Annotated in this window: 15 protein-coding genes and 1 tRNA gene; 9 read left to right on the forward strand and 7 right to left on the reverse strand. The window is 57.0% G+C overall.

The window, feature by feature from the left end:
• The first annotated feature begins 116 nt into the window (after positions 1-116).
• From TBK1r_RS10780 to TBK1r_RS10795, 4 genes are all read left to right on the forward strand, one after another.
• Complete coding sequence (locus TBK1r_RS10780) at positions 117-995, forward strand: TIGR01459 family HAD-type hydrolase (RefSeq protein ID WP_145209973.1); 879 nt, start codon at positions 117-119, stop codon at positions 993-995.
• Between the two features lie 149 nt (positions 996-1,144).
• Positions 1,145-2,458, forward strand: a complete 1,314-nt coding sequence (locus tag TBK1r_RS10785; protein ID WP_145209976.1) for an FGGY-family carbohydrate kinase — start codon at positions 1,145-1,147, stop codon at positions 2,456-2,458.
• Between the two features lie 242 nt (positions 2,459-2,700).
• Positions 2,701-3,852, forward strand: coding sequence for a hypothetical protein (locus TBK1r_RS10790; protein WP_419581209.1), 1,152 nt, complete (start codon positions 2,701-2,703; stop codon positions 3,850-3,852).
• A gap of 659 nt (positions 3,853-4,511) precedes the next feature.
• The gene (locus TBK1r_RS10795) at positions 4,512-5,069 is read left to right on the forward strand and encodes a peroxidase-related enzyme (protein ID WP_145209982.1); all 558 of its coding nucleotides are present in this window, start codon (positions 4,512-4,514) and stop codon (positions 5,067-5,069) included.
• A gap of 15 nt (positions 5,070-5,084) precedes the next feature.
• Here the strand turns inward: TBK1r_RS10795 and TBK1r_RS10800 are convergent, their stop codons facing one another.
• From TBK1r_RS10800 to TBK1r_RS10815, 4 genes are all read right to left on the reverse strand, one after another.
• A complete protein-coding gene (locus tag TBK1r_RS10800; protein WP_145209985.1) occupies positions 5,085-5,657 on the reverse strand; it encodes an FKBP-type peptidyl-prolyl cis-trans isomerase in 573 nt (190 codons plus the stop codon).
• Positions 5,658-6,094: 437 nt separating this feature from the next.
• Positions 6,095-7,015, reverse strand: coding sequence for an RluA family pseudouridine synthase (locus TBK1r_RS10805; RefSeq protein WP_145209988.1), 921 nt, complete (start codon positions 7,013-7,015; stop codon positions 6,095-6,097).
• A 997-nt stretch (positions 7,016-8,012) separates the two neighbouring features.
• A complete protein-coding gene (locus TBK1r_RS10810) occupies positions 8,013-10,475 on the reverse strand; it encodes a hypothetical protein (protein ID WP_145209991.1) in 2,463 nt (820 codons plus the stop codon).
• Complete coding sequence (locus TBK1r_RS10815; RefSeq protein ID WP_145209994.1) at positions 10,462-10,806, reverse strand: hypothetical protein; 345 nt, start codon at positions 10,804-10,806, stop codon at positions 10,462-10,464. Before TBK1r_RS10815 ends, TBK1r_RS10810 begins: the two co-directional genes overlap by 14 nt.
• Positions 10,807-11,030: 224 nt before the next feature.
• Here TBK1r_RS10815 and TBK1r_RS10820 point away from each other — a divergent pair, with 224 nt between their 5' ends.
• Positions 11,031-12,416 carry an IS4 family transposase gene (locus TBK1r_RS10820; protein ID WP_145208338.1) on the forward strand — a complete coding sequence of 462 codons (1,386 nt, stop codon included), beginning with the start codon at positions 11,031-11,033 and terminating at the stop codon, positions 12,414-12,416.
• Here the strand turns inward: TBK1r_RS10820 and TBK1r_RS10825 are convergent.
• Positions 12,364-13,557: a vWA domain-containing protein gene (locus tag TBK1r_RS10825; RefSeq protein WP_145209998.1), complete on the reverse strand. Its 1,194-nt coding sequence runs from the start codon at positions 13,555-13,557 to the stop codon at positions 12,364-12,366. The two genes, TBK1r_RS10820 and TBK1r_RS10825, sit on opposite strands and share 53 nt — an antisense overlap.
• Before the next feature lie 726 nt (positions 13,558-14,283).
• Positions 14,284-14,357 (reverse strand) — tRNA-Val (locus TBK1r_RS10835).
• 393 nt (positions 14,358-14,750) lie between these two features.
• Between TBK1r_RS10835 and TBK1r_RS10840 the strand changes: the two genes are divergently transcribed.
• Positions 14,751-15,203, forward strand: a complete 453-nt coding sequence (locus tag TBK1r_RS10840) for an imm11 family protein (RefSeq protein ID WP_419581210.1) — start codon at positions 14,751-14,753, stop codon at positions 15,201-15,203.
• Positions 15,204-15,865: 662 nt separating this feature from the next.
• Here TBK1r_RS10840 and TBK1r_RS10845 read toward each other — a convergent pair.
• Complete coding sequence (locus tag TBK1r_RS10845; RefSeq protein WP_145210007.1) at positions 15,866-16,342, reverse strand: carbohydrate-binding protein; 477 nt, start codon at positions 16,340-16,342, stop codon at positions 15,866-15,868.
• Positions 16,343-17,033: 691 nt separating this feature from the next.
• Here TBK1r_RS10845 and TBK1r_RS10850 point away from each other — a divergent pair.
• Genes TBK1r_RS10850 through TBK1r_RS10860 form a run of 3 tightly spaced genes read left to right on the forward strand, consistent with a single transcriptional unit; the run spans position 17,034 to position 19,766 of the window.
• Positions 17,034-17,918, forward strand: a complete 885-nt coding sequence (locus tag TBK1r_RS10850) for an ABC transporter permease (RefSeq protein WP_419581211.1) — start codon at positions 17,034-17,036, stop codon at positions 17,916-17,918.
• Between the two features lie 4 nt (positions 17,919-17,922).
• Positions 17,923-18,684: an ATP-binding cassette domain-containing protein gene (locus tag TBK1r_RS10855; protein ID WP_145210013.1), complete on the forward strand. Its 762-nt coding sequence runs from the start codon at positions 17,923-17,925 to the stop codon at positions 18,682-18,684.
• The gene (locus TBK1r_RS10860; RefSeq protein WP_145210016.1) at positions 18,681-19,766 is read left to right on the forward strand and encodes an MlaD family protein; all 1,086 of its coding nucleotides are present in this window, start codon (positions 18,681-18,683) and stop codon (positions 19,764-19,766) included. The genes TBK1r_RS10855 and TBK1r_RS10860 overlap by 4 nt, the downstream gene beginning before the upstream one ends.
• The last annotated feature ends 1 nt before the right edge of the window (position 19,767 follow it).

Raw genomic sequence — 19,767 nt, forward strand, 5'->3', positions numbered from 1 at the left:
ATGCTCCGCCCGTTGGTGGGCGGCACCAAATCAAAACCCGCCCTCCGCGGGGGCTTGTGCGCTCAGGCTGGTGAGTTGATCATTGCTCAGAATTCTCCACCTGATTGGCATCGCACATGACGCGATTCATTCGCTCACTCCAGGAAGTCTTGGCCGATTTTGATGTTGCCGTCCTCGATCAATGGGGCGTGCTGCATGATGGCACGACGCCTTATCCACGCACCGTCGAAGCGATCGGGATGCTGGCCGATCACGGCAAACAGATGATCGTCGTCTCCAATTCTGGAAAACGCGCTGAATTGAACCGTGCCCGCATGCGGCGAATCGGCTTGCCGATGAATCGCGTTGGCGAAGTCGCGACGTCCGGCGAAGCGTTGTGGGACGACATCCGACGTGGACGCCTGACCGTGCACGGCTCGGTCCCCAAGACGTGGTTTCCGATTTGCGCGACGTTCCAGGATGCGATCGATTGGAGTGCCGGATGCGACACGATTGAGTTGCGCGACACGTTGGATGACAGCGTCGACGCGATCTTGCTGATGGGGCTCTCCGAGGAAGCCCGAGAAGATGATTATGACGATGTGTTTGACAAAGCGATCGCGAACGGAATCCCCGTGGTCTGCTCCAACCCCGACAAGTCATCGCCGCGCGCCGGTGGATTGATCATTTCGCCCGGTCATCTGGCGGATCGATTCTGCGACAGGGGTGGAGAAGTCATCTGGTATGGGAAGCCATACGTCGCGATCTACAACGCAGTCCAACGGGCGTACCCAGACGTCCAACCCCATCGTTTTTTGATGGTCGGCGATAGCTTGGAACACGATATCGGTGGCGCCCAAAACATTGGATTTGCGTCGGCACTTGTTCGCAGCGGTGTTCACCGAAACGATTTTGGTGAAGCCAACGAAGACCATGAACTGCAGCGAGTCCTCGACCGACTCTCTGCTCGCGCGGGGGTCAACCCACCAACGTTTTGTCTTGAGTGCTTCGCTTGAAGCCCCCCTATCGGACTTCACAGCCTTGCGGCGCATTCTCACGGAGTCTGCATTCGAGCCAATTTGAAAAGACACCGACGCCGAGTCGTTAAACTGGGACGCGAGCAACCTATCGCCCGATGTTGGCGAAGCGACAGCAGGAGATGGCCATGCCAACCAATGATGATCTTTTTCTCGGTATCGACATCGGGACGTCCGGTGTTCGATCGACGGTGATCACCCAACGGGGTGAACCAGTCGCGACGGCGATCGCTGGCCTGCCAATGCCCATCGAAATCGATTCACGTCCCTGCCAGGATCCCGAGCTCTGGTGGAACGCAACCTGTGACTGCCTTTCCGATCTCGCGAAACAATTGAAACAGGGTGACAGAAACCTGGCAGACGTTCGCGCGATGAGCGTCGATGGGACCTCAGGCACCTTGTTGCTTGCTGACGAAAGCCTCACCCCCGTGTCTCCCGGATATCTCTACAACTCCGCCGGATTCAATCGGGAAGCGGAGATGATCGCCGCGCACGCTCCGCCGGACTCGATCGCCAATGGGCCAGGATCGGCGTTGGCACGGCTGATGTTTCTGCTGAAGCACACCACATTCCCGCCCGCCCGGTTCATCTTTCACCAAGCCGACTGGATAGCGGCGAAGTTCTTGGGCGGCAGTCAAGTTGAAGGTGGTGGGCTATCGGATGAAACGAACGTGTTGAAGATGGGTTACGACGTGGTCCGTCGCAGGTGGCCCGATTGGATCGTGGATTGCGGTATCCCCACCCGTTTACTCCCGCACGTCCATCCCGTCGGCGATTGTTTTGGCTCCGTTTCCGATGCGGTGTGCAAACAATTCGGATTTGCATACGACGTAAGCGTTGTCGCTGGCACGACCGACAGCAACGCGGCGTTTTTGGCATCCGGTGCCTCCAAGCGAGGTGAAGGTGTGACATCACTCGGCACGACGCTGGCCATCAAATTGTTGTCGGATCAACCGGTCTTCGATCCAAGTCGCGGCCTTTACAGCCATCGAATCAGGGACATGTGGTTACCGGGCGGCGCCTCCAATACCGGGGGCGGCGTGCTCTTGGACTTCTTCACGCCGGATCAGCTCAGTGAGCTTCAATCCAACCTTGATCCGTCGACGCCAACCGGCTTGGACTACTACCCGCTGTCGAAGCCTGGCGAACGCTTCCCGATCGCCGACCCCAATCTCGCTCCCCGGCTCACACCGCGCCCCCAAGACGATGCCGTCTTTTTGCAAGGAATGCTCGAAAGCATCGCCGAGATCGAGCGTGTCGGCTACGCCGCTTTGCAAGAACGGGGCGCACCGGCGGTGCACCAGGTTTTTACCGCCGGAGGCGGCGCCGCCAACGATGCCTGGACGCAGATCCGCGCGCGCGTCCTGGGTGTGCCCGTGTTAACTGCCGACTCGTCAGATGCCGCCGTGGGTGCGGCACGAATCGCGGCGGGATTGATTTAGTGCGTCGAGTGGATTCGTTGGCGAGCGAGACAGAATCGGCATGCAGAACCAGCGCCCGCAGATGGCAGAAACATGGGATGGGAGAGTGGGCGACAGGAACATGGGTGACAAGAAAATGTGGCGCGCCGGTGATCCTATCCCGCGTTCCGCGCCACCATTTCATTGCGATTGAAACATCTCAAATACTGAGTCAGCGGAGAGCGGTACCAACAGCACGAGGAGCCTCTTGATAGGATAGGGTGGTGGTTGACACCAACATGCCTGTTTTCGTCCGGGCACTTCCGGTTCCCACGGTTCTCTTCTTCGCGTTTTCCTTTCACAACACCGGCGATATGAACGCAGCGAACACGGGTGATCGGAACGTCAATCCTACCGATGACCAGCGTGCAACTGTGGAAATCTCAGATGCCGGTCTCCGCCAACGAGCCCACGGTCTGCCCCAACAAGAAATCTTGCTTGAGCCGAAAAGTCGCTCATGGTTCGAGTATCGGGCGATCGAATCCGACGGGCTGAGTTTGATCGCCGGGATCGTGGGGCTCTCCGCGATTACATTCTTGTTGGGGATCACGTTCCCATTGGAAATCCATCTGCTGAACAAATTCGACATCAGTAAACCGATCTACATCTGGATGATGATGATCATTCAGTCCATGCTACTTCCACCGGTGGTTGGTTTTTCGTTCGCCGCAACCACACCGATGTTTTGGTATGGATCAGTCTTCTTGCGGTTTGCGATGGCGATCGCAGCGGTTTTGCCCGGATGCATTGGATTCGCCATTGCCATGGTCATTGTCGAGGAAACTGCACCGGGTGGATTCTTTCATGCATTTTCCTTGGTGATGTTCACCTGCTTGATGGCGATCGCTTCAGTTGCATTAACAACACAGCTGTGGAGTCGGTGGACGTTGTCACACGCCCGATCCGACATGACCGCGTTGCCGCCAACCGGGATCCGTACGATGATCGAGTTGACGGGTGTCGCCGCGATCGGTTGCGCCGTCTTCATGTCAAATGGCTCGCTCGAGTATCTGGAGGGAATCTACTTGTTCGGCGGCATGGGTTTCATGGCAGCGATCGCGATCATCTGTACGCAGATTGCATTCTTGCGCGAGGGACCTCGCAGTCGCACCGCGACGCTCCCTTACTTCGGCTTGGCCGCGGCCTTCGCTGCGGCTTTTATCCTGAACGGTTTCTTCGGGGTGGTGGAGTACGGATGGGACGTGTTAGCAAGCGAGCTAATATTGATCAGCGCAGCGTCTCTCTACGGAGCGTTGGTGATCTACGGCGTGATGTGGATTTGTCTCAGCTGGCTCCGATTCTGCGGATGGCAATGCACCGACCGGAGGCATATGAGGCAAAGCAGGGTTCAGACGACCGTCGACGGCGAACAGTAAGAAACTGATAAATGCAGGTCGAAGCCGCCAGAGCTGCGAACACGAAGACCGGAAGCAAGCGGCCAATTCGTTTTTGCATCATGGTGCCAGATCCATGTTTTCTCTTTGTCATACGAGGCACCCTGGTTTAAAAATACATCTCCTTCTGGTTCTGCGGTCAGGGTGTTTTGCCAGACCTCCAGTTTTTAACAAAAATGCTGTTCCAATCGATCAAATGAACTGTCCACCGCTCATCCCCTGCTTACTGTCCGTCCTCTGGTTAGCCCCGAACTGATCGACGCGGCATTGAACCGTTGCGATTTTGAGACTCGTGTGCTGGGCAGTCCGGGACAATCGTGCCCCCCCGGCAAACTCTGCCCGACGGAGGTTCGGTGAGTCAGCCCCCATGCGACGCAGACGCAAAAGCACAGGCGACGCAGACGCAAAGGCGACGCAAAAGCACAGGCGACGCAAACGCACAGAGCGAACCACCGTGCTGTCGTCTTTCCGACTGTGGGGGGGACGAATAAAAAATCCTGAACTTGGCGCCCTCCCCCTGGGTCGGTGCAGGCTGTCTGGCTGGAGTGTGGGCGGTACAATGCAGAACCGCGGTTAAGTCCGGCACCTTAGTCGATTGTGAGCCTAAAAACCATTTCCTGTTCGAGCACGGAGAGAGAGCGATGCCACGCTTCCCGCTGATCCACGAGACCGACGCGCCGGACGAGGTGACGGAGATCTATCGCGACTTCCAGCGGGAGATGCGGTTTCCCGACGTCCCCAATTTCGTCCGCACACTGGGCGCGTCACACTCGACGCTGGCCGGCACTTGGGGCCTACTGAAGCACGTTCTTCTGCAGGGTCGCCTTCCGAGGTCCACGAAGGAACTGATTTTTGTGGCCATCGCTGTGAAGCGGGAGTGCGAGTATTGCAAGGAGGCACATGCCGCGTGTTGCCGAGTCTTGGGAGTTGAAGACAACACGATTCGGGCCGTGATGGAGGGGCTCAAGGATGATGCGCCCGAGATCCCCGATCACACGCGCGACATCCTTCGGTTCGCCATCAAATGTGGCGCCACGCCTGAGCAATTAAATAGCGAAGATTTCGCCAGCCTCGCGCAACACGGCCTCGACAACGAGCAGACTTTGGAAGTGATCGCCACCGCAGCGATGGCGGTCTACGCGACCATCATCGCCGACGCAACGATGCTGGACATTGACGCTATGTATGCAGAGATGTAGCAAACGGTGGGGTGCTTATTGGACGTGGATGAGTTCGACGACGAAATGAAGGTGCGAATGAGGAGGGATCGAGCCAGGGGAACCGCCTTTGCCGTAACCTAGCCTGGAAGGAATCCACAGCTCGATCATGCCTCCCTCGCCGACGAGTTGCAGTCCTTCGGTCCAGCCGGCGATAACATTTCGCAACGGAAAAGTCGTGGGTTCCCCTCGTTCGTAAGAGCTGTCGAAGACTTTGCCGCTACTGAGCCACCCGCGATAGTTGACCGTCACGGTGTCGTCAGCGGTGGGTTTCTTGCCGCCGGAATTTCTCAGCACCCGATACCTCAATCCGGAATCGGTCGCGGTGAACTCAGGCACGTCCCCGGCATCGATCGGCCCAGCATCGATCGGCCCTGTCCCCTCTTGGAACTCAGGCCGATGGAAAAACGTAAGGGTTTCCCATGGGGCTGCCGGTACATCGGACACGGAGACATCCGCGGTTGCGAGCTCTGAAGCGATGTCCGAACTGCGATTCGCGGTCGACCGACACCCCAACAGGAGCAACGCACAGCCTAACAAACACCACGACAACCGACTCTTTGTGGTCATACCGACACTCCTGGCTAGCATCCTGCAACGATTCGCTACGCCGCTCAAAGGCATTTCTTGCCTCGATTGGTTGAAACGCAGCCTAGCGAAAATCGGCATCGCCGGAAAGACTTTCTTGATGGAGCGGGGTCATTCGCGACGACGATCGGCCGTCGCTTCGGTCTGGACGCTGGCCGATCCCCGCCGCGCCTTCGGTCCAACTCGTAGAACTCTGTGCAAACTCGTCGACCGCCGATCGTATCGCTTGCAAAATGCCAGAGCTGTAATCGATGGGGTCGACCAGAAGGCCAGCTGTCGAATCGATGTTCCCTGACATGACCACTTTGTTGAAGTATTCCCCTTCCTGAAGGCGGATGGTCTATCCTCTGCGCGTCGGGCGATAGCGATGCGAAGTCTCTACACGGTGCTGCCGGTCAAGCCGTCACACAGTTACCCTCTCAACGGTTTCCTGCGAGAAATTTCAGCATGGCCGACGGCAGGGGTGATTCGAACGCCATCATTTCACCGGACACCGGATGCTCAAAAGCGAGTGATTTCGCATGCAACGCGATTCGGTCGCGAATCCAATGATGATGCGATGCCTGCTTTGTCTTGTAGCGTGGATCAGCGAGAACAGGATGACCGGCGTCCGCAAAGTGGATTCGAATCTGATTTCGTTTGCCAGTCTCCAATTTCACTTCGACATGCGTCGTGTTCGCCATTCGCCGCAGCACTTGATAGTGTGTGATTGCAAGCTCAGTCTGATGCGACGCCGGTGCAACGTATCGGTCGAGATTTTTTCCCGTCGCCAAATGCGAACGAAACGTCCCCTCATCGTCTGCCATCACCCCGGCCACAATCGCCGCATAGACCCGCTCAGGCTTTCGTTGCTTGAACTGTTCGATCAATTTTTTTGCGATGGATTCTTGCTTACCGAATACCAGCAACCCGCTCACCGCTCGGTCCAACCGATGAACGACGAATGCGTCCCGATTCCCACGCGAATGAGTCAGGTAAAGGGTCAAACGTTCGACGAGGGTGTTGCGTTCGTGATTGTCTGTCGGCACGGTCAAGGTTCCCGCAGCCTTATCGACGACGATCAAGTGCTTGTCCTCGTAGACGACCCTGAACGTACGATCGTCCCAGGGCTTCTTTTTCTCTTTATAGCGTTGATGTGGATCGAGACAAATCGAAACAACATCGCCGGCGGCAACCGTTTGCCCTGCGTCTCCACAGATCACTCCGTTGACCGAGACGCAGCCATGATCGACCATGCCGCGGACTTGGCTTCGCGAGGTATCACACAATTCTCGAGCAATCAGATCCACCCGCCCCGCGTGCTCTGGGGTCACGGTCATCGAAACTGTCGTCTGGACCATCGTTGAAAACACCTAATTAGAGATCGCCACGATTCGCGGCACGTCGTCCCGAACCGGTTCATGCCAGAATTCGGCCCACAGGAAAATCGCACGGCACATTGGTCGTTGAGGCTGACGACACACGTCGCGCGTCGAGCATTGATCTGTTGTGAATTGGTTCACGATGTCGTATCAACGCAGAGTCCACAATCCTCCGAGTGGAAGAACTCAGCTGACGCTACAGATTAAGGGGCCTGTAGCTCCCGTTACACCAGAAAAGCGGGGAGCGTGGTTGGCAAGGGTGCAAAGCGACACGCGGACAGGTGGACACGCCACGAGAACGCTGCAATCGCAAGAATCATCACGCGAAGCCGAGCCGGTGCGTCTCACCGATGGATGGATGAAAAGTGCCACCCACCAAAAAAGGGATGAAAAGTGCCACCCACCAAATGCAAATGTCAGCACCCACCTGCTGGCTTGCTAGCACGCGAGTTGCCTGTGCGGGCAGAATATTGGTGGGTGGCACGCAATCGGCAGCACGCAATCGGCAACATTGGCATGACGGCACAGTGGATCGCACAGCTGATCGATGCGGCGACACCAAGAAGGTCTCTCCATGAAGATTGGGCAACTTCGACCAGTGGCGTGTCGACCGTGACTGTCGATATTTCAAGATGGTTTTGTGGCATTTTTATGTTCGTGCAAAAGTTGGAAGCAAGCAGGCGGGACGATGAAATAGGAGCCCCACCGCGCGCCGCACATCCGATGAGGCTTGGTCGGACCGGCGTCCGGCAACACGATTGCGTGGCAGGGCGTGATCGATGTTTCGAGAGCTTTCGATCTTGCTTCACCGGGACTCGCGCACTGCACACTGAACGTGGCAGATGTTCAGCTCGGAATCGCAGATCAGTCAGCTTCTGTCGCGAGAGGAGGTCCACGGGGATGTGGAAAAGCGCCCCAAAGCGCAATCGAGCTTCCAGAAGAGAAGGCGACGAAACGCTCCGGAGTGTCGTGTTCGCTACGAACTGCGGAGGCGGATTTGGTGCAGACAGCGACCGTTGGTCGCGTCACCGCACCAACCGCCTCCGTTAATTCCAGTTCCTCGGCGGCCTTCGCAGAAGTGATCCCGCTTGTGAAGGTCCTCGGGGTAATCGGCCAGAACACCTGCAACGGAGTCAGGAATGCGAAATTTGTCGGCCTGTTGATAACGCATGAAGCAACCTGCATCGCCGCTGTGGTTTCCTCCTTGTACGGCGACCAGCACACGCTGTCCATCGACCTCATCCCAATAATCGCCTTCGCCATGGTGTTTGCATCCCATCACGTGACCGATTTCATGTGCGAGGGTCCGGCTGACATCTTCGTTCATCGAGTGTTGCCGTGCGAACCGTTCGGCGTCGTTACGGGCAGCACCGATGATCGCCGTATTGGCCTGCGGACAAATCCGCTCGCCAAGTGTTGCCTGGCCGCCGACGCGGCTCCAATCGGTTCCGGTATCGCTGCTGACCGAAGCCAACAACGGGTCAGTCGAATCCATGACGATGATGGCGTATTGGTCCCCGCGTTTGAATCGCGAATCCTGCCAATTGACGCGTTCGTCGCGTGTTTCAAAATCTTTTAACTGAATCAGCGACAGATTCTGTTTTTCGTACCACGACTTGACCGAATTCAGTTGAGACGCGAACCCAAGGGAGTAGTCGTGCACAAAGACCTCTCGATGATGCGGGTTCAACCGCGTTGAATAGAACATGCCCCTGGAAAAGACGCTGCGATATTCTTCAAAATTGGTCAGCCCGTCTCCTTGAACGGCCGATCGCAAGGACCCCTCATTGTCCGAGTCGTTGGCCAATCCGTCACCAGCCCATGAATCGCCGATACCATTTCCATTGGTGTCGATCGGAAGCATCAAATAATCGCCCGTTGAATTTGCCGATACACCCTCGGCAATCCCCGGAATCCAGACACCGTTGATCTTGGCTTCGACGGAAAGCTGAGCACTGGCGGCCCCATCAAGAATCCGTACATTGACTTCAAATTCGTTTCGATCAACGTTCTCGCAGATCAAGACGTGACCGATTTTATACTGCAGACCCGTTCCATCGATCGGGTCTTCCAGGTCCCAGTCTTTTTCGTTATCGCCTTCCAATCTGAAAAGCACATCGGGCAGTGTATCGATCGGACACCGGTCGTAGCCGTCATATTGCCGTGACAAGTGCTGGCCGGCGACTTCGCAGGAAACAGAATGGGGCGTCATGGACACGGGTTGCCCGCAATCACGGCAGGATCCCCGCTCGACACCTCGGACGTGGTTGCCTGCGTTGGTCGCGATCCCGACGTGACGCGAAACCTGTTTCAAACGGACACGAATGGCGTCCACATCGCTCGGCGCAATATCCTTCAACTCGACGGTGTACCGGCGTGGGAGATCCCATCCAGGGTCGGGCAGAAACTGCTCTTCATCTTGCTCTTTCGGACGAAGGATCACATCGCCCAGAGGGATGCCGATCCGATAATCCAGTCGAATGCTGTACGCCGAATCGCCATCAATGATCGTGTTCAGGTCGTTGTCCGTTTCCGCTGTAAGCGTTCGGACGCCTTGATACTTCAATTGATCGATGCCGTTAAAAGCGTCGGCTTGGATCGCGCGTCCGTCGACGATGCTCAAGTTGATGCCGTATCCGGTGGCTGTGATTCGGCTGAGCCGGGTTGTCGGGAGCGACAGGATCGACGAACCGCCTAGATTGACGCTGTAGCCGATCGGCAAGTCCTCGACCGTCGTCGATGTATAGACTCCGTCGTTGAAATGTTTGGAAATCCGCTCGTCGGCTCGCCAAAAAAGACTCTTCGGCGGCGGTGTATCGTCTCCGTGCATCGCCTTCGCAAGTAACGCGTTGCGTTTGGCCGTCGCAACCATCCAACGTGTGGACGTCGCATCAAAATGCAAAGTGGTGCCGCGCCCCACGCGACTTCGATCCGCGATCGTGATGCCTGGTCCGTGTCCCTGGTAGAGGGGCGCGACAACGGGCGTTCTTTTCGGCAGCACCGGTAATTGATAGGAATCGGATACCGAAAACTCATTCATCAGCTCCGAGAAGCTGTCTGCACCAGGCGTTCCGCCCTCATGAGAATGAACGCCATGCAGACGCCCATCGACCGACAACGTCGTGAACTTGGGAAACAGATACGTGTAGTCGGCAAGGTCATGGATCTCATCGCTGGAAAGTTGCGAATCCGGTTGCTCGGCCAGGGTCAAGACCGGCTGCGAAAACAGATAGAATCCCTCGAAACGATAGCGAATTTGAAAAGTTGATCCGGTGCGATTGCCCGTCCCGGTGACCAGTAGACTGCCCTCGGTATCTGGGACATCAATCATCTGAAACGGCTCGTGCGCGGGAAGTTGCTGTAAACAAACGAAGCAACTCGATCCCGCGAACGCCCAGGCGACCAACCGACAGAGGAACGCCATCTTAAAGTCCGGCATCGAAATTCAGCAGATCACCAGATTTGATCGCGATGGCCTCACCAACCGGCAATGGCTCGTCCATTCCCTTGATAAAAATGTTCAGGTCGTAGGTTCCCGGGGGCACGACATAGGGAGACCAAAGGCGGTCGTTGTTTCCGACAACCCCGCCATGTTTGACGTTGATCGCCGGGGCAGCTGCTGCGGCACCTTCGCCGTGTCCATCGGCCGCTGTCGTTTGAACGGGAATCAGCTCCCAACCCAAAACATCCGTTCCCGGTTGAAGTTGAAATCCGCTGTCGAGTGTGACGACAGTATCCTTGCCCGGCTGGACGACCACCGTGCGTGCCACGACGGTCGGCGCTGCACGTTTGTTGATACTGTAAAGGAATTGAATGTGAATGGCACGGGCATAAGTGGAATCAACTAGATGTGGTGCGATTGCGTTCGTGCTAGCACAACGGGCAGTGATATCAAATCGCAATCGCACTTTGCGTGCCGTAAATGAATTGAAAACACAGCGAGCCTCCGGTGCAATGGAGTTATCAAGCACATCACTTCACTGGAGGGCTCACCGTGAACGATCAGTCTACCGATGCAGGCTTCGAAGTTCAAAGCAAATTGCGAAAAGCCTCATCACTCGTTTTGGACCTCCTTCTGCCTCAGGTTGAGGTGGCAAGGGTTTGCGCTGAACTGAAGCACAAATACCGCGATTGCCCCTACAACCCGATGATCACCGTTTGGTTGTTCATTTCACAGGTCCTTTCGGCAGACCACAGTTGCCAACAGGCCGTCACCCGCTTCAATGTGTACCGCGTCGCGAAGGGGTTGCTTCGCGTCAGCAGCGAAACAACATCGTATTGCAAGGCACGCGGCAGGCTTCCTGAGCAACTCTTCGAAAGGCTGCTTGCATGGACCGCGAAACGTTGCGAAGAGGCGACCGACCAAGCTTGGCTGTTTCAAGACCGGATTGTCGAAATGGTTGATGGCTGGACCTTGACGATGGCTGACACCGACGAGAACCAAGAAGAATACCCCCAAATGAAAAGTCAAAAGCCTGGCTGCGGTTTTCCGATCGCCAGGATGATTGGCTTGTTTTCCCTTGCGACAGGTGCAATTCAACGCACGGCAGTGGGGCCGTACCGAGGTAAACAGACTGGTGAGACAGCGCTACTGCGGACGTTTTTGGACTGCATTTTACCGGGGCGAATCTTGCTGGCTGACCGCTACTACGCAAACTTCTGGTTGCTTGCCATGGGGCCGATGCGAGGTATCGACTTGGTGGCCAGGGCGCACCAACTTCGCAAAATCGATTTTCGCCGTGGGCTCAAACTTGGCTACCTGGATCAGTTAGTCGCCTACCGCAAACCGCCACGTCCCAAGTGGATGAGCAAGAAAGAATACGATCAGTATCCTTGTTTGGTCATTGTCCGTCACCTGAAGTACAAGGTTGAGCAGCGAGGTTTTCGAACCAGGGAAATTACCCTGGCCACGACGTTGGTGGATGCCGAAATCTATGCCGCGGAAGATTTGGCCGAACTGTTTCGCAAGAGATGGCAGGTGGAGCTTCACATCCGAAGCCTGAAAACTCAAATGCAGATGGAGCACTTGCGATGCAAGAGCCCGCAAATGGTTCGCAAGGAAATCCACTGCCACATGATTGGATTCAATCTAGTCCGCGCTGCGATCATGGCATCTGCGTTGAAGTTCGGGCGATGTCCGACAAGGCTGAGCTTTACCGGCGCGATGCAGGCGATTGAAGAGCTTGCAGCATTTCTCCGACTCCGCTGCGGAAGCCCGGGCGAACAATTCGACAACCTGCTCGAAACGATCTCCGAACTGGTTGTCGGCAATCGACCAGGTCGCCAAGAAAAACGGGAACTCAAACGCAGGCAGAAAAACTACAAGCTCATGAAAACGAGACGCAACCCGAACCGAAACCGTTACGCCACAGCAGCTTAGGCTTATGCCCGTGCCATTCGAATTGAATGTCATAGACGCCCGCGACCATCGGTTTGGGTTTGAAGTGATAGTAGGTATTGCCGTTCTTTCGAACGCGAGCGACGACGTGGTTGGTTCCGGCATCGGTGATCAAGACTTCTTCGACCGCGATCTTCTCTTCCAGCTCTTTCGCGATATTGAACGAAATCGAACCCAGGCTCAATCGGCGTGTTTCGCCTTTGGAAATCGTGACCTCTCCCAAACTCGACTCCGTTGGACGGCCATAACTGGGGGTCGCGAATCCGAGCGAAACGAAATACGTTCCCGACAGCAGCGGGTACGTGCCGTCTGACTTGGGGCCTTCGACGGTCCGCTTGACGTCGCCGGATTCAGGGTTGCCGATCTTTAAATTCTTCAGACTCACTTCAGAACCGATTGGCATCGTGACACGAAGCTTGCCGAGTCCTGAACGGGCTGCTTTCGCACTCACTTTGGCCGGGTCAACCTGCTGTACCTTCTGCAGAACTTCCGCGCTGACTTCCTGTAACGCCTTCAGCAGTTCAGCCGCGTCGGCGGCTGGAAAATATCGACCACGTCCCTGCTCCGCGAGACATTGCAATTGTTGTGCAGCGGACGCATCGACATCAAATCCGACGACATGCAATACGAACTTGACGCCCGTCGCGTTTAATTGTGCGACGACTTGGCAGGGATCGCCGCCACAGGTTTCGATGCCGTCGCTGACCAGAATGATCGTCGTTTCGGCATCCTTCATTTTCAACTGGTTCGCCACCGACAGGATGGCCGACGAGATCGGCGTTCTGCCCTTCGGTTGCAAATGGTCGATCTTGCTCAGAAGTTCCTGCCGGTCGTTGCTTCCCGCAGGTATCAATGTCTCGATGTCGGTGCAGTCGCCCGCCCTGCGATGTCCGTAGGCGGTCAATCCGACTCGAATGTTCTCGTCCAATTGGGGAACCACTTCGTGCATCACCTCTTTGGCGGCGACGATCTTCTGTTTCCCCGCGACGACCTCGGACATGCTCCCCGACGAATCCAGAATCAACATGATTTCGGGGTAAGAATCGGCCGCTGCGTTGGATGCCAAAAGCCCACTTAAAAGCCATCCAACGACCACTGACAGCTTGGAAAATCGTACGAACATTCTTTCACTCGTTTGCGAATCAGGATTCCCGGGTATAACCGCTAAGGGTTCTGTAGCTCCTGCTACACCAGAGGGGCGGCGAACGAGGTTGGCATGGGGGCAAAGCGACACGCGGACAGATGGACACGCCACCAGAACGCTGCAATCGCAAGAATCATCACGACCCAATTCGTCGAAGAATCAAATCGGATCCTGGACAAGCACGATTCCATTGTGCGTTGTCTCCATTGTGCGTTGTCGTCACCGTTGCCCCGGCGACTCAGACACCGGAACTGGCCACGTGCCGCCCTGACGCACTCGATCGAATCCGGCCGACACCTGCGTGAAGGGCAAACACTCATAACAACCGACCAACCTGCGAGCGAATCGGTAGTTCGACTCAATCGTCCCACACTTCGTGTGTGTAGCGTTCGCCGAACAGATGCCTAAAAACACTTGCGGGGCCAAAGGTGCTGTACTGATCAAACAGGTGAGATCCCTTGTAATCCCAGATCGCACAATCGTGTTCGTCGCAGCGGAAATCCCAACGGTCGATGACTTTCCCATCTGCGCTCGCCGCGCCATTCGGCGGAAACCCCAGAGTCTCCGTAATGGACTCCCAATCAGCAGCGATCGAGCCAGTGCGATGAGAGCCCCGGCACCAATCCAATTTCTCAATCTTGAACATGAGAGGAGTCCCCTTAAGGCCAAGTCAAGCGCAGAGAACAAGCTGCAAACGAAAAGCAGTGGGCGATACTGGATTCGAACCAGTGACCTCTGCCGTGTGAAAGCAGCGCTCTAACCAACTGAGCCAATCGCCCGGGCCGTCGTGGACGGTCTGGGGAGAACAATACCCTGCCAATTTGACACCTGCAAGGCCGGCGGGTTCGCAATTCGGCAAGATTTTTTGTCGGCTGTGGATCGAACCAGGCGCCGCTCGAAGAGGTCGTTCCCTGTCGCCCCGACTCGGTACCCGCGGTCGCGAAGTCGGATCGCAATCGGGCACTCGCAATCGTGTAGACTGCGGGGGACGCCGGCCCCGCTAGACGTGCGAGTACCGCGTCTCTTGAAGTGTTGTCGATCTTGCTCGCACGCTTCGTCGACTGTTCCCCAACTTCGCATCCGCTATGCACACGGCACCTTGGAATTCACAACGCACCGGATCGGACGGTGGCTTCACGCGGGAACCATCGAAACCGGACACGCGGATCGTGTTGCACTACGTTTCGGTCGGGAACGGGACTCGCGCCGAGGTCAGCTACTGCTATGAGCCGGACGAGTTGATCGTCCTTGTCGGTGGCACCGCCATTGCCGCACGATTTCTCGCCTCCGGAGACCGCATCTGCCTCGAAGACGGTGCAACGGCTGAGGATGCACTAGTCAAACAGACCAACGAGCAGATGGCAGTCCTCAATGTGCTCGACGAGTTCAATTGTATTGATCACCAGGCTTCAAACATGACCTACGTCGAGAAGGACGATAAATTTTCAAACCGGAAAGCCGGTGATCCCGAAACGGTCTTTTCTCTTCGGATCGATCCGAGCACAGTCCGCGATCAAATGATCTTCAGGATTTCCGGGTATCGGCAGGCACTCGTATTTCACGAGCAACTTGTTCACGCTCTGCGGGACGCGAGCCTTTCCGGCGTCGCGTTCGTCGAGGTCTGATTAGCGCTGTAAGGCCAGAATGAAAAGGTAGGAAGATTAGGGGTAGGAAGACTCACACCAGGATTCGATCCCCATCGTTAGTCACGGAAGAGTCAGCCGACTGTCGAAGCGCGAGCCCACGGCCCCAGCGTGTCGTCATCAGGCCTGAGCCCCGTACGCTCGCGCGAGAAGGCGAATCCCCTGTGGGATCGGATGCAATCAATCATCTGTTGGCGAGTTCGATCACCCTGAAATCGGGCGGACGGACCGTGCACAGAGGCTTCCACTCTCCGATTGAATCGGCACGAAGCACTCCAGCGATGTGGTCGGGCAAACCACGGAAAAGAATACCCACGGATGGCAGCGCGAACCCACGGATGACGGGGTGCCAAAAATCCGTGGGTTCGCGCTGCCATCGGTGGGCCCAGTCATCGTTTCATCGTTCCGCAAGTGACAGCCTGACCTTTTTCCGCCGCACCTACAAATGTTCGGGTAGTGGACGGGGCAACGAGTCCTCTGCAGTCGGCGTATTGGTTTGGACTCGTCGCCTCGTCCACTACCGACTACCTGAAGGGAAGGACTCGTCGCCTCGTCCACTACCTGCTACCTGAAGGGAAGGACTCGTCGCCTCGTCCACTACCTGCTACCTGAAGGGAAGGACTCGTCGCCTCGTCCACTACCGACTAGGCGAGACGCAAGCGAGCGAGCGTGGCTCGAGCTTCTCCACCGCTGACGTCGGGGGTGAGCTTCAGTTCCAGCGTGGTGACGTTGCTCAAGTCCACTCGGTAATCTTCCGTTTCCTGTGTCGCCCCTTGGGGGCTGAAGTTCCATTGTTGGCGGACCAGCTCGCGGTAGGACTGCCCGCCGTCGGAGGACCAGCTTAGGACAAATTGCTGGGTCCGCTCGGTCTGCGGTTCGACGAATTCCAATGCGATCCGCTCGATGCGCTGGGGGCTGGTGAAGACCAGGCGGATGGTCTGTTCGCCAGGTTCTGTGGCGTGCCAGAGCGAACCTTGTCCGGGCAGCAACGCGGACTCAATCGGGTGTGCGGGGTCTTCAGACGTGACTTCGACGTCGGCCAGTTTCGCTAAATCCAGCCAACCGTCCTCGGGAAGTTGAGCGGCTTGTTGCTCGGCGTCGGTGATGATCCGCTTCTTCATGGGACTGGTTCCGCCGTCGAGCACCGTTGCGTTGATTGCACTGCAATGTATTGGGAGGAAGGCAGCATACACCAACGGCATCGGGGCGGGTGGTGGGACGTTGGCACTTGGGCATCGCCCAAGGTCTGCAAACGGGAACGAGAGGGATTGGCCAACGGCCATACACAAATGCCTCGTCAAACGCGAAGGTTGTGCATGGCCGTTGGCCAAATTGAATCTCATTGCGATGAGGTTCCTGGGGCGGCGCAACCCTCGCAAACGCTCGGTTGCTTGCCCCAGGCTATGGATATGCATGCCCTTTGGGCAAAAAGCGACTTGTGTAGATACCAATGCCCTTTGGGAAGGTCGAGCGTAGCGAGGAGAGCGATTGTTGTTGCTGCTCGGGAGGCAACCCTGGCCGGCGAAGTGAACACCGCGATTGACCGTTCGACCTCCCCTCGCTGCGCTCGACCCTGCTGCCAGGAGGGCGACTTTGACGACTGGGCGACCTTTTCCGCTGGGGATCGTCGGTGCGTCGCCGGCTCGTGTGCGGCGCTGCGGAGTGGGACTGTGACGGTTGCGCCGGTTGGAGGGCGGTACGGGGGTGGGATGACAACCGTTGAAACGGTTCGCAGGGGAGTGGAGGTGCGGTTCGGCCGATTGTGAGAATGAATCCAATTTTGTCCGATACAGGGTCTCACCGTCATTCACCGTGTTTCGCTCCTCCGTCCAGACGCTCCATCTCGTTCGCTTGGCCGTGGCTCGCGCCACCGGTTGGGTGTGGCATTGGACCGGCAGCGTGGGCGAACTGTTTTTCGACCGCTTCGGCCGCCTGTCGGCAATCGCATCGGTGTTGTGGGCTTCTCTGGCACTGGCAAGTCATCCCCGATCGTGGACGTACGCGGTCCGCAATGTGTTTTCCAAGCAGGTGTTGTTCACGGCGGTCGACGCGATCCCCGCGGCGCTTCGATTTGGGGGCGCGGTGGGGGTGTTGTTGATCGTCCAGGCAGCGATGTGGATCGATGCCGCAGGCGTCTCCACCGACGTGATCGCACCGATCTTGTGGCGTTCGATTGTTCGCGAGATCGCACCGATGTTAGCGTGTTTGGTAGTGATCGGCCGCAGCGGCATCGCGATCAGCACGGAACTGGCGACGATGCGGGCCAACGGCGAGGTCGAAGTGATCGACTCGTTGGGAATCGACCCGATGACGTTCCTGGTGATGCCACGCGTCTTGGCGGTGATGATCAGTGTCTTTTGCCTGGCGATCATCACGGCGGTGACGATGGTCGTGACGGGCTATGCGGTGGGGTTCATGATGGATGCGATTCACACCAGTTGGAACGAGTTTTATGGCGAGATCGCCAGCAACTTTGAGCTTAGTGACCTGACGTTTTTCCTTTCCAAGACCATGGTCGCCGGAGGGTTCGCCGGAGCGATTTGTTGTTTGGAAGGCATCAATGCACGGGGATCGATGACGGATGTCCCCAGGATCGCCAGCCGCGCGGGGATCCGAGCGCTGACGGCCGTTTTTGCGGTTTCCGCGATTCTGTCGATCCTGTTCTACAATAAGATCCTCGTCTTTCAATTCGGATAGTCCCTTGACCGGCAACGCCCCCACGACCGAGACCCCGCCACCGCAATGGGAGCTGGCTGCGCCGATCCTGGAATTCCATCAGGTGAGTTTCAAGGGAACTGGCGAGACGTCGATTCGCATGAACAAATTCTCGGCGACGATTCGGACGGGCGAGCTGGTCGAAGTGGAACTGGAGCGGCAGCACAATCCCCGCGACCTGGTTTCGATGATGCTGGGATTGAATCCACCGGACGCGGGTGAGGTCTTGTACAGCCAGCAAGATTGGTTGGGGATCGACTACGCGCGACACTTTCAAATGCGAAGCGAAATCGGACGCGTGTTTGCGGGTTCGGCGTGGATCCAAAGTCTGACGCTGCGAGACAACATCCACTTGGCCATGCGGCATCATGGGGTCACCGAAACCGACGCGGAAGAAAAAGTGGAACATTGGATTCAAAGGCTGTCGGGCCATCAGCTCGCCAAGGTGAAATGGGCCTTGAAAAAGCGTCCCTCGGTCGTCGAGCCGTCGGTGCTGGCGTTGTGCCAGTTGATTCGCGCGATGGCCAACCATCCTCGACTATTGATTTTGGAACGCCCACTTCGCTTCATGTTGGAATCGTTGTACGACAACTTTGTCTCGGCGGTCGACGATCTGCGCGCCTCGGGAACCGCGGTCTTGTTCTTCGCCGGTGGCCGAGACGAATACCGACTGGAATTCCGCAGCCCGGTGATCAGCTGGCGGATCATCAACGGGACGATGAACACCAACGGGAGACGTCGGCCATGAACGAACCGTTTCGCCTCAGGTATGTCAATCAAATCGTCGGCGTGTTCTTGATCGTCGTCTTTCTGCTGTCGATCGTGATTTCGGTCCGCTTCACCAGCGATCTGGCGGTCAAAAAGGAGCTGTTCTTTATCCACGTCCCTGAAAACATGGCTGCTCAACTGCGGAACGGCACCGAAGTGATCATCTTGGGTGAAACGGTCGGCCAAGTCGACGGGTTGGAATACATCGTCGATGATGATTTGGTACGCGTGACGCTGGCGATCAATGCCAAATACAGTGATCTGATCACGACCGATAGCGCGGTGACGCTGGACCGCAAGTATGGCGTCGGACCAGCCGTGGTTCGCATTCGACGCAATCGCCCCGAAGGCCAAACGGATCCGCCCCAGCGACTGTTGCCCGGTCAAACGATCACCCGGATCCTAAAACAGGACGACCAGGTTGATCGGATGGCCAGCAATATCGAGGCGGCCGGCAACTCGGTCGACAGCGCCGCCAAGAAATTGCAACAGTCGCTGACCGAAAACATCGATCCGGCTTTTGGAAGCAGCGAGGAAACGTTCGAATCACTCAAGCTGACCAGCGACGCGATTCGTCCGGAAGCTGTCGAGACGTTCGCCCAACTCCGCGAGACGACGGAGAATCTTGAAGCCGAATTGACCCGGCTGGCGCAACGCGTCGATCAATTGGTCGACGGTGACATCCGCCAAACCGTCCTGCGGATCCAGGACTCGGCGACCGCCGCGTCGGACGCCGCTGAGAGCGTCAAAAAGCTGGCGGCCAACATCGATGTCAAAAGCGACCAAACCAACGATGACATTGCGACGACACTGGAGACGCTACGCGAGACGGCACTGCTGATTCAGCGGTTGACCACCGAAACGCGTGACGTGGTGAGAATCGTCCGCAGCGAAGCCGAAGCGTTGCCCGGCACGACCCAACGTGTCAACGACACCGTCGAGGACACACAGGATTTGGTCGGCGACATCCAAGACCACTGGCTGCTGAGACGTTATCGCGAAAACAAAGCGCCGACCAAACAGCTGTCTCCGTCCTCGGTTCGCGGCGGAGGCGTTCGCTGAT

It is taken from the genome of Stieleria magnilauensis (genome assembly GCA_007753675.1).
GTDB classification, from domain to species: Bacteria; Planctomycetota; Planctomycetia; order Pirellulales; family Pirellulaceae; genus Stieleria; species Stieleria magnilauensis.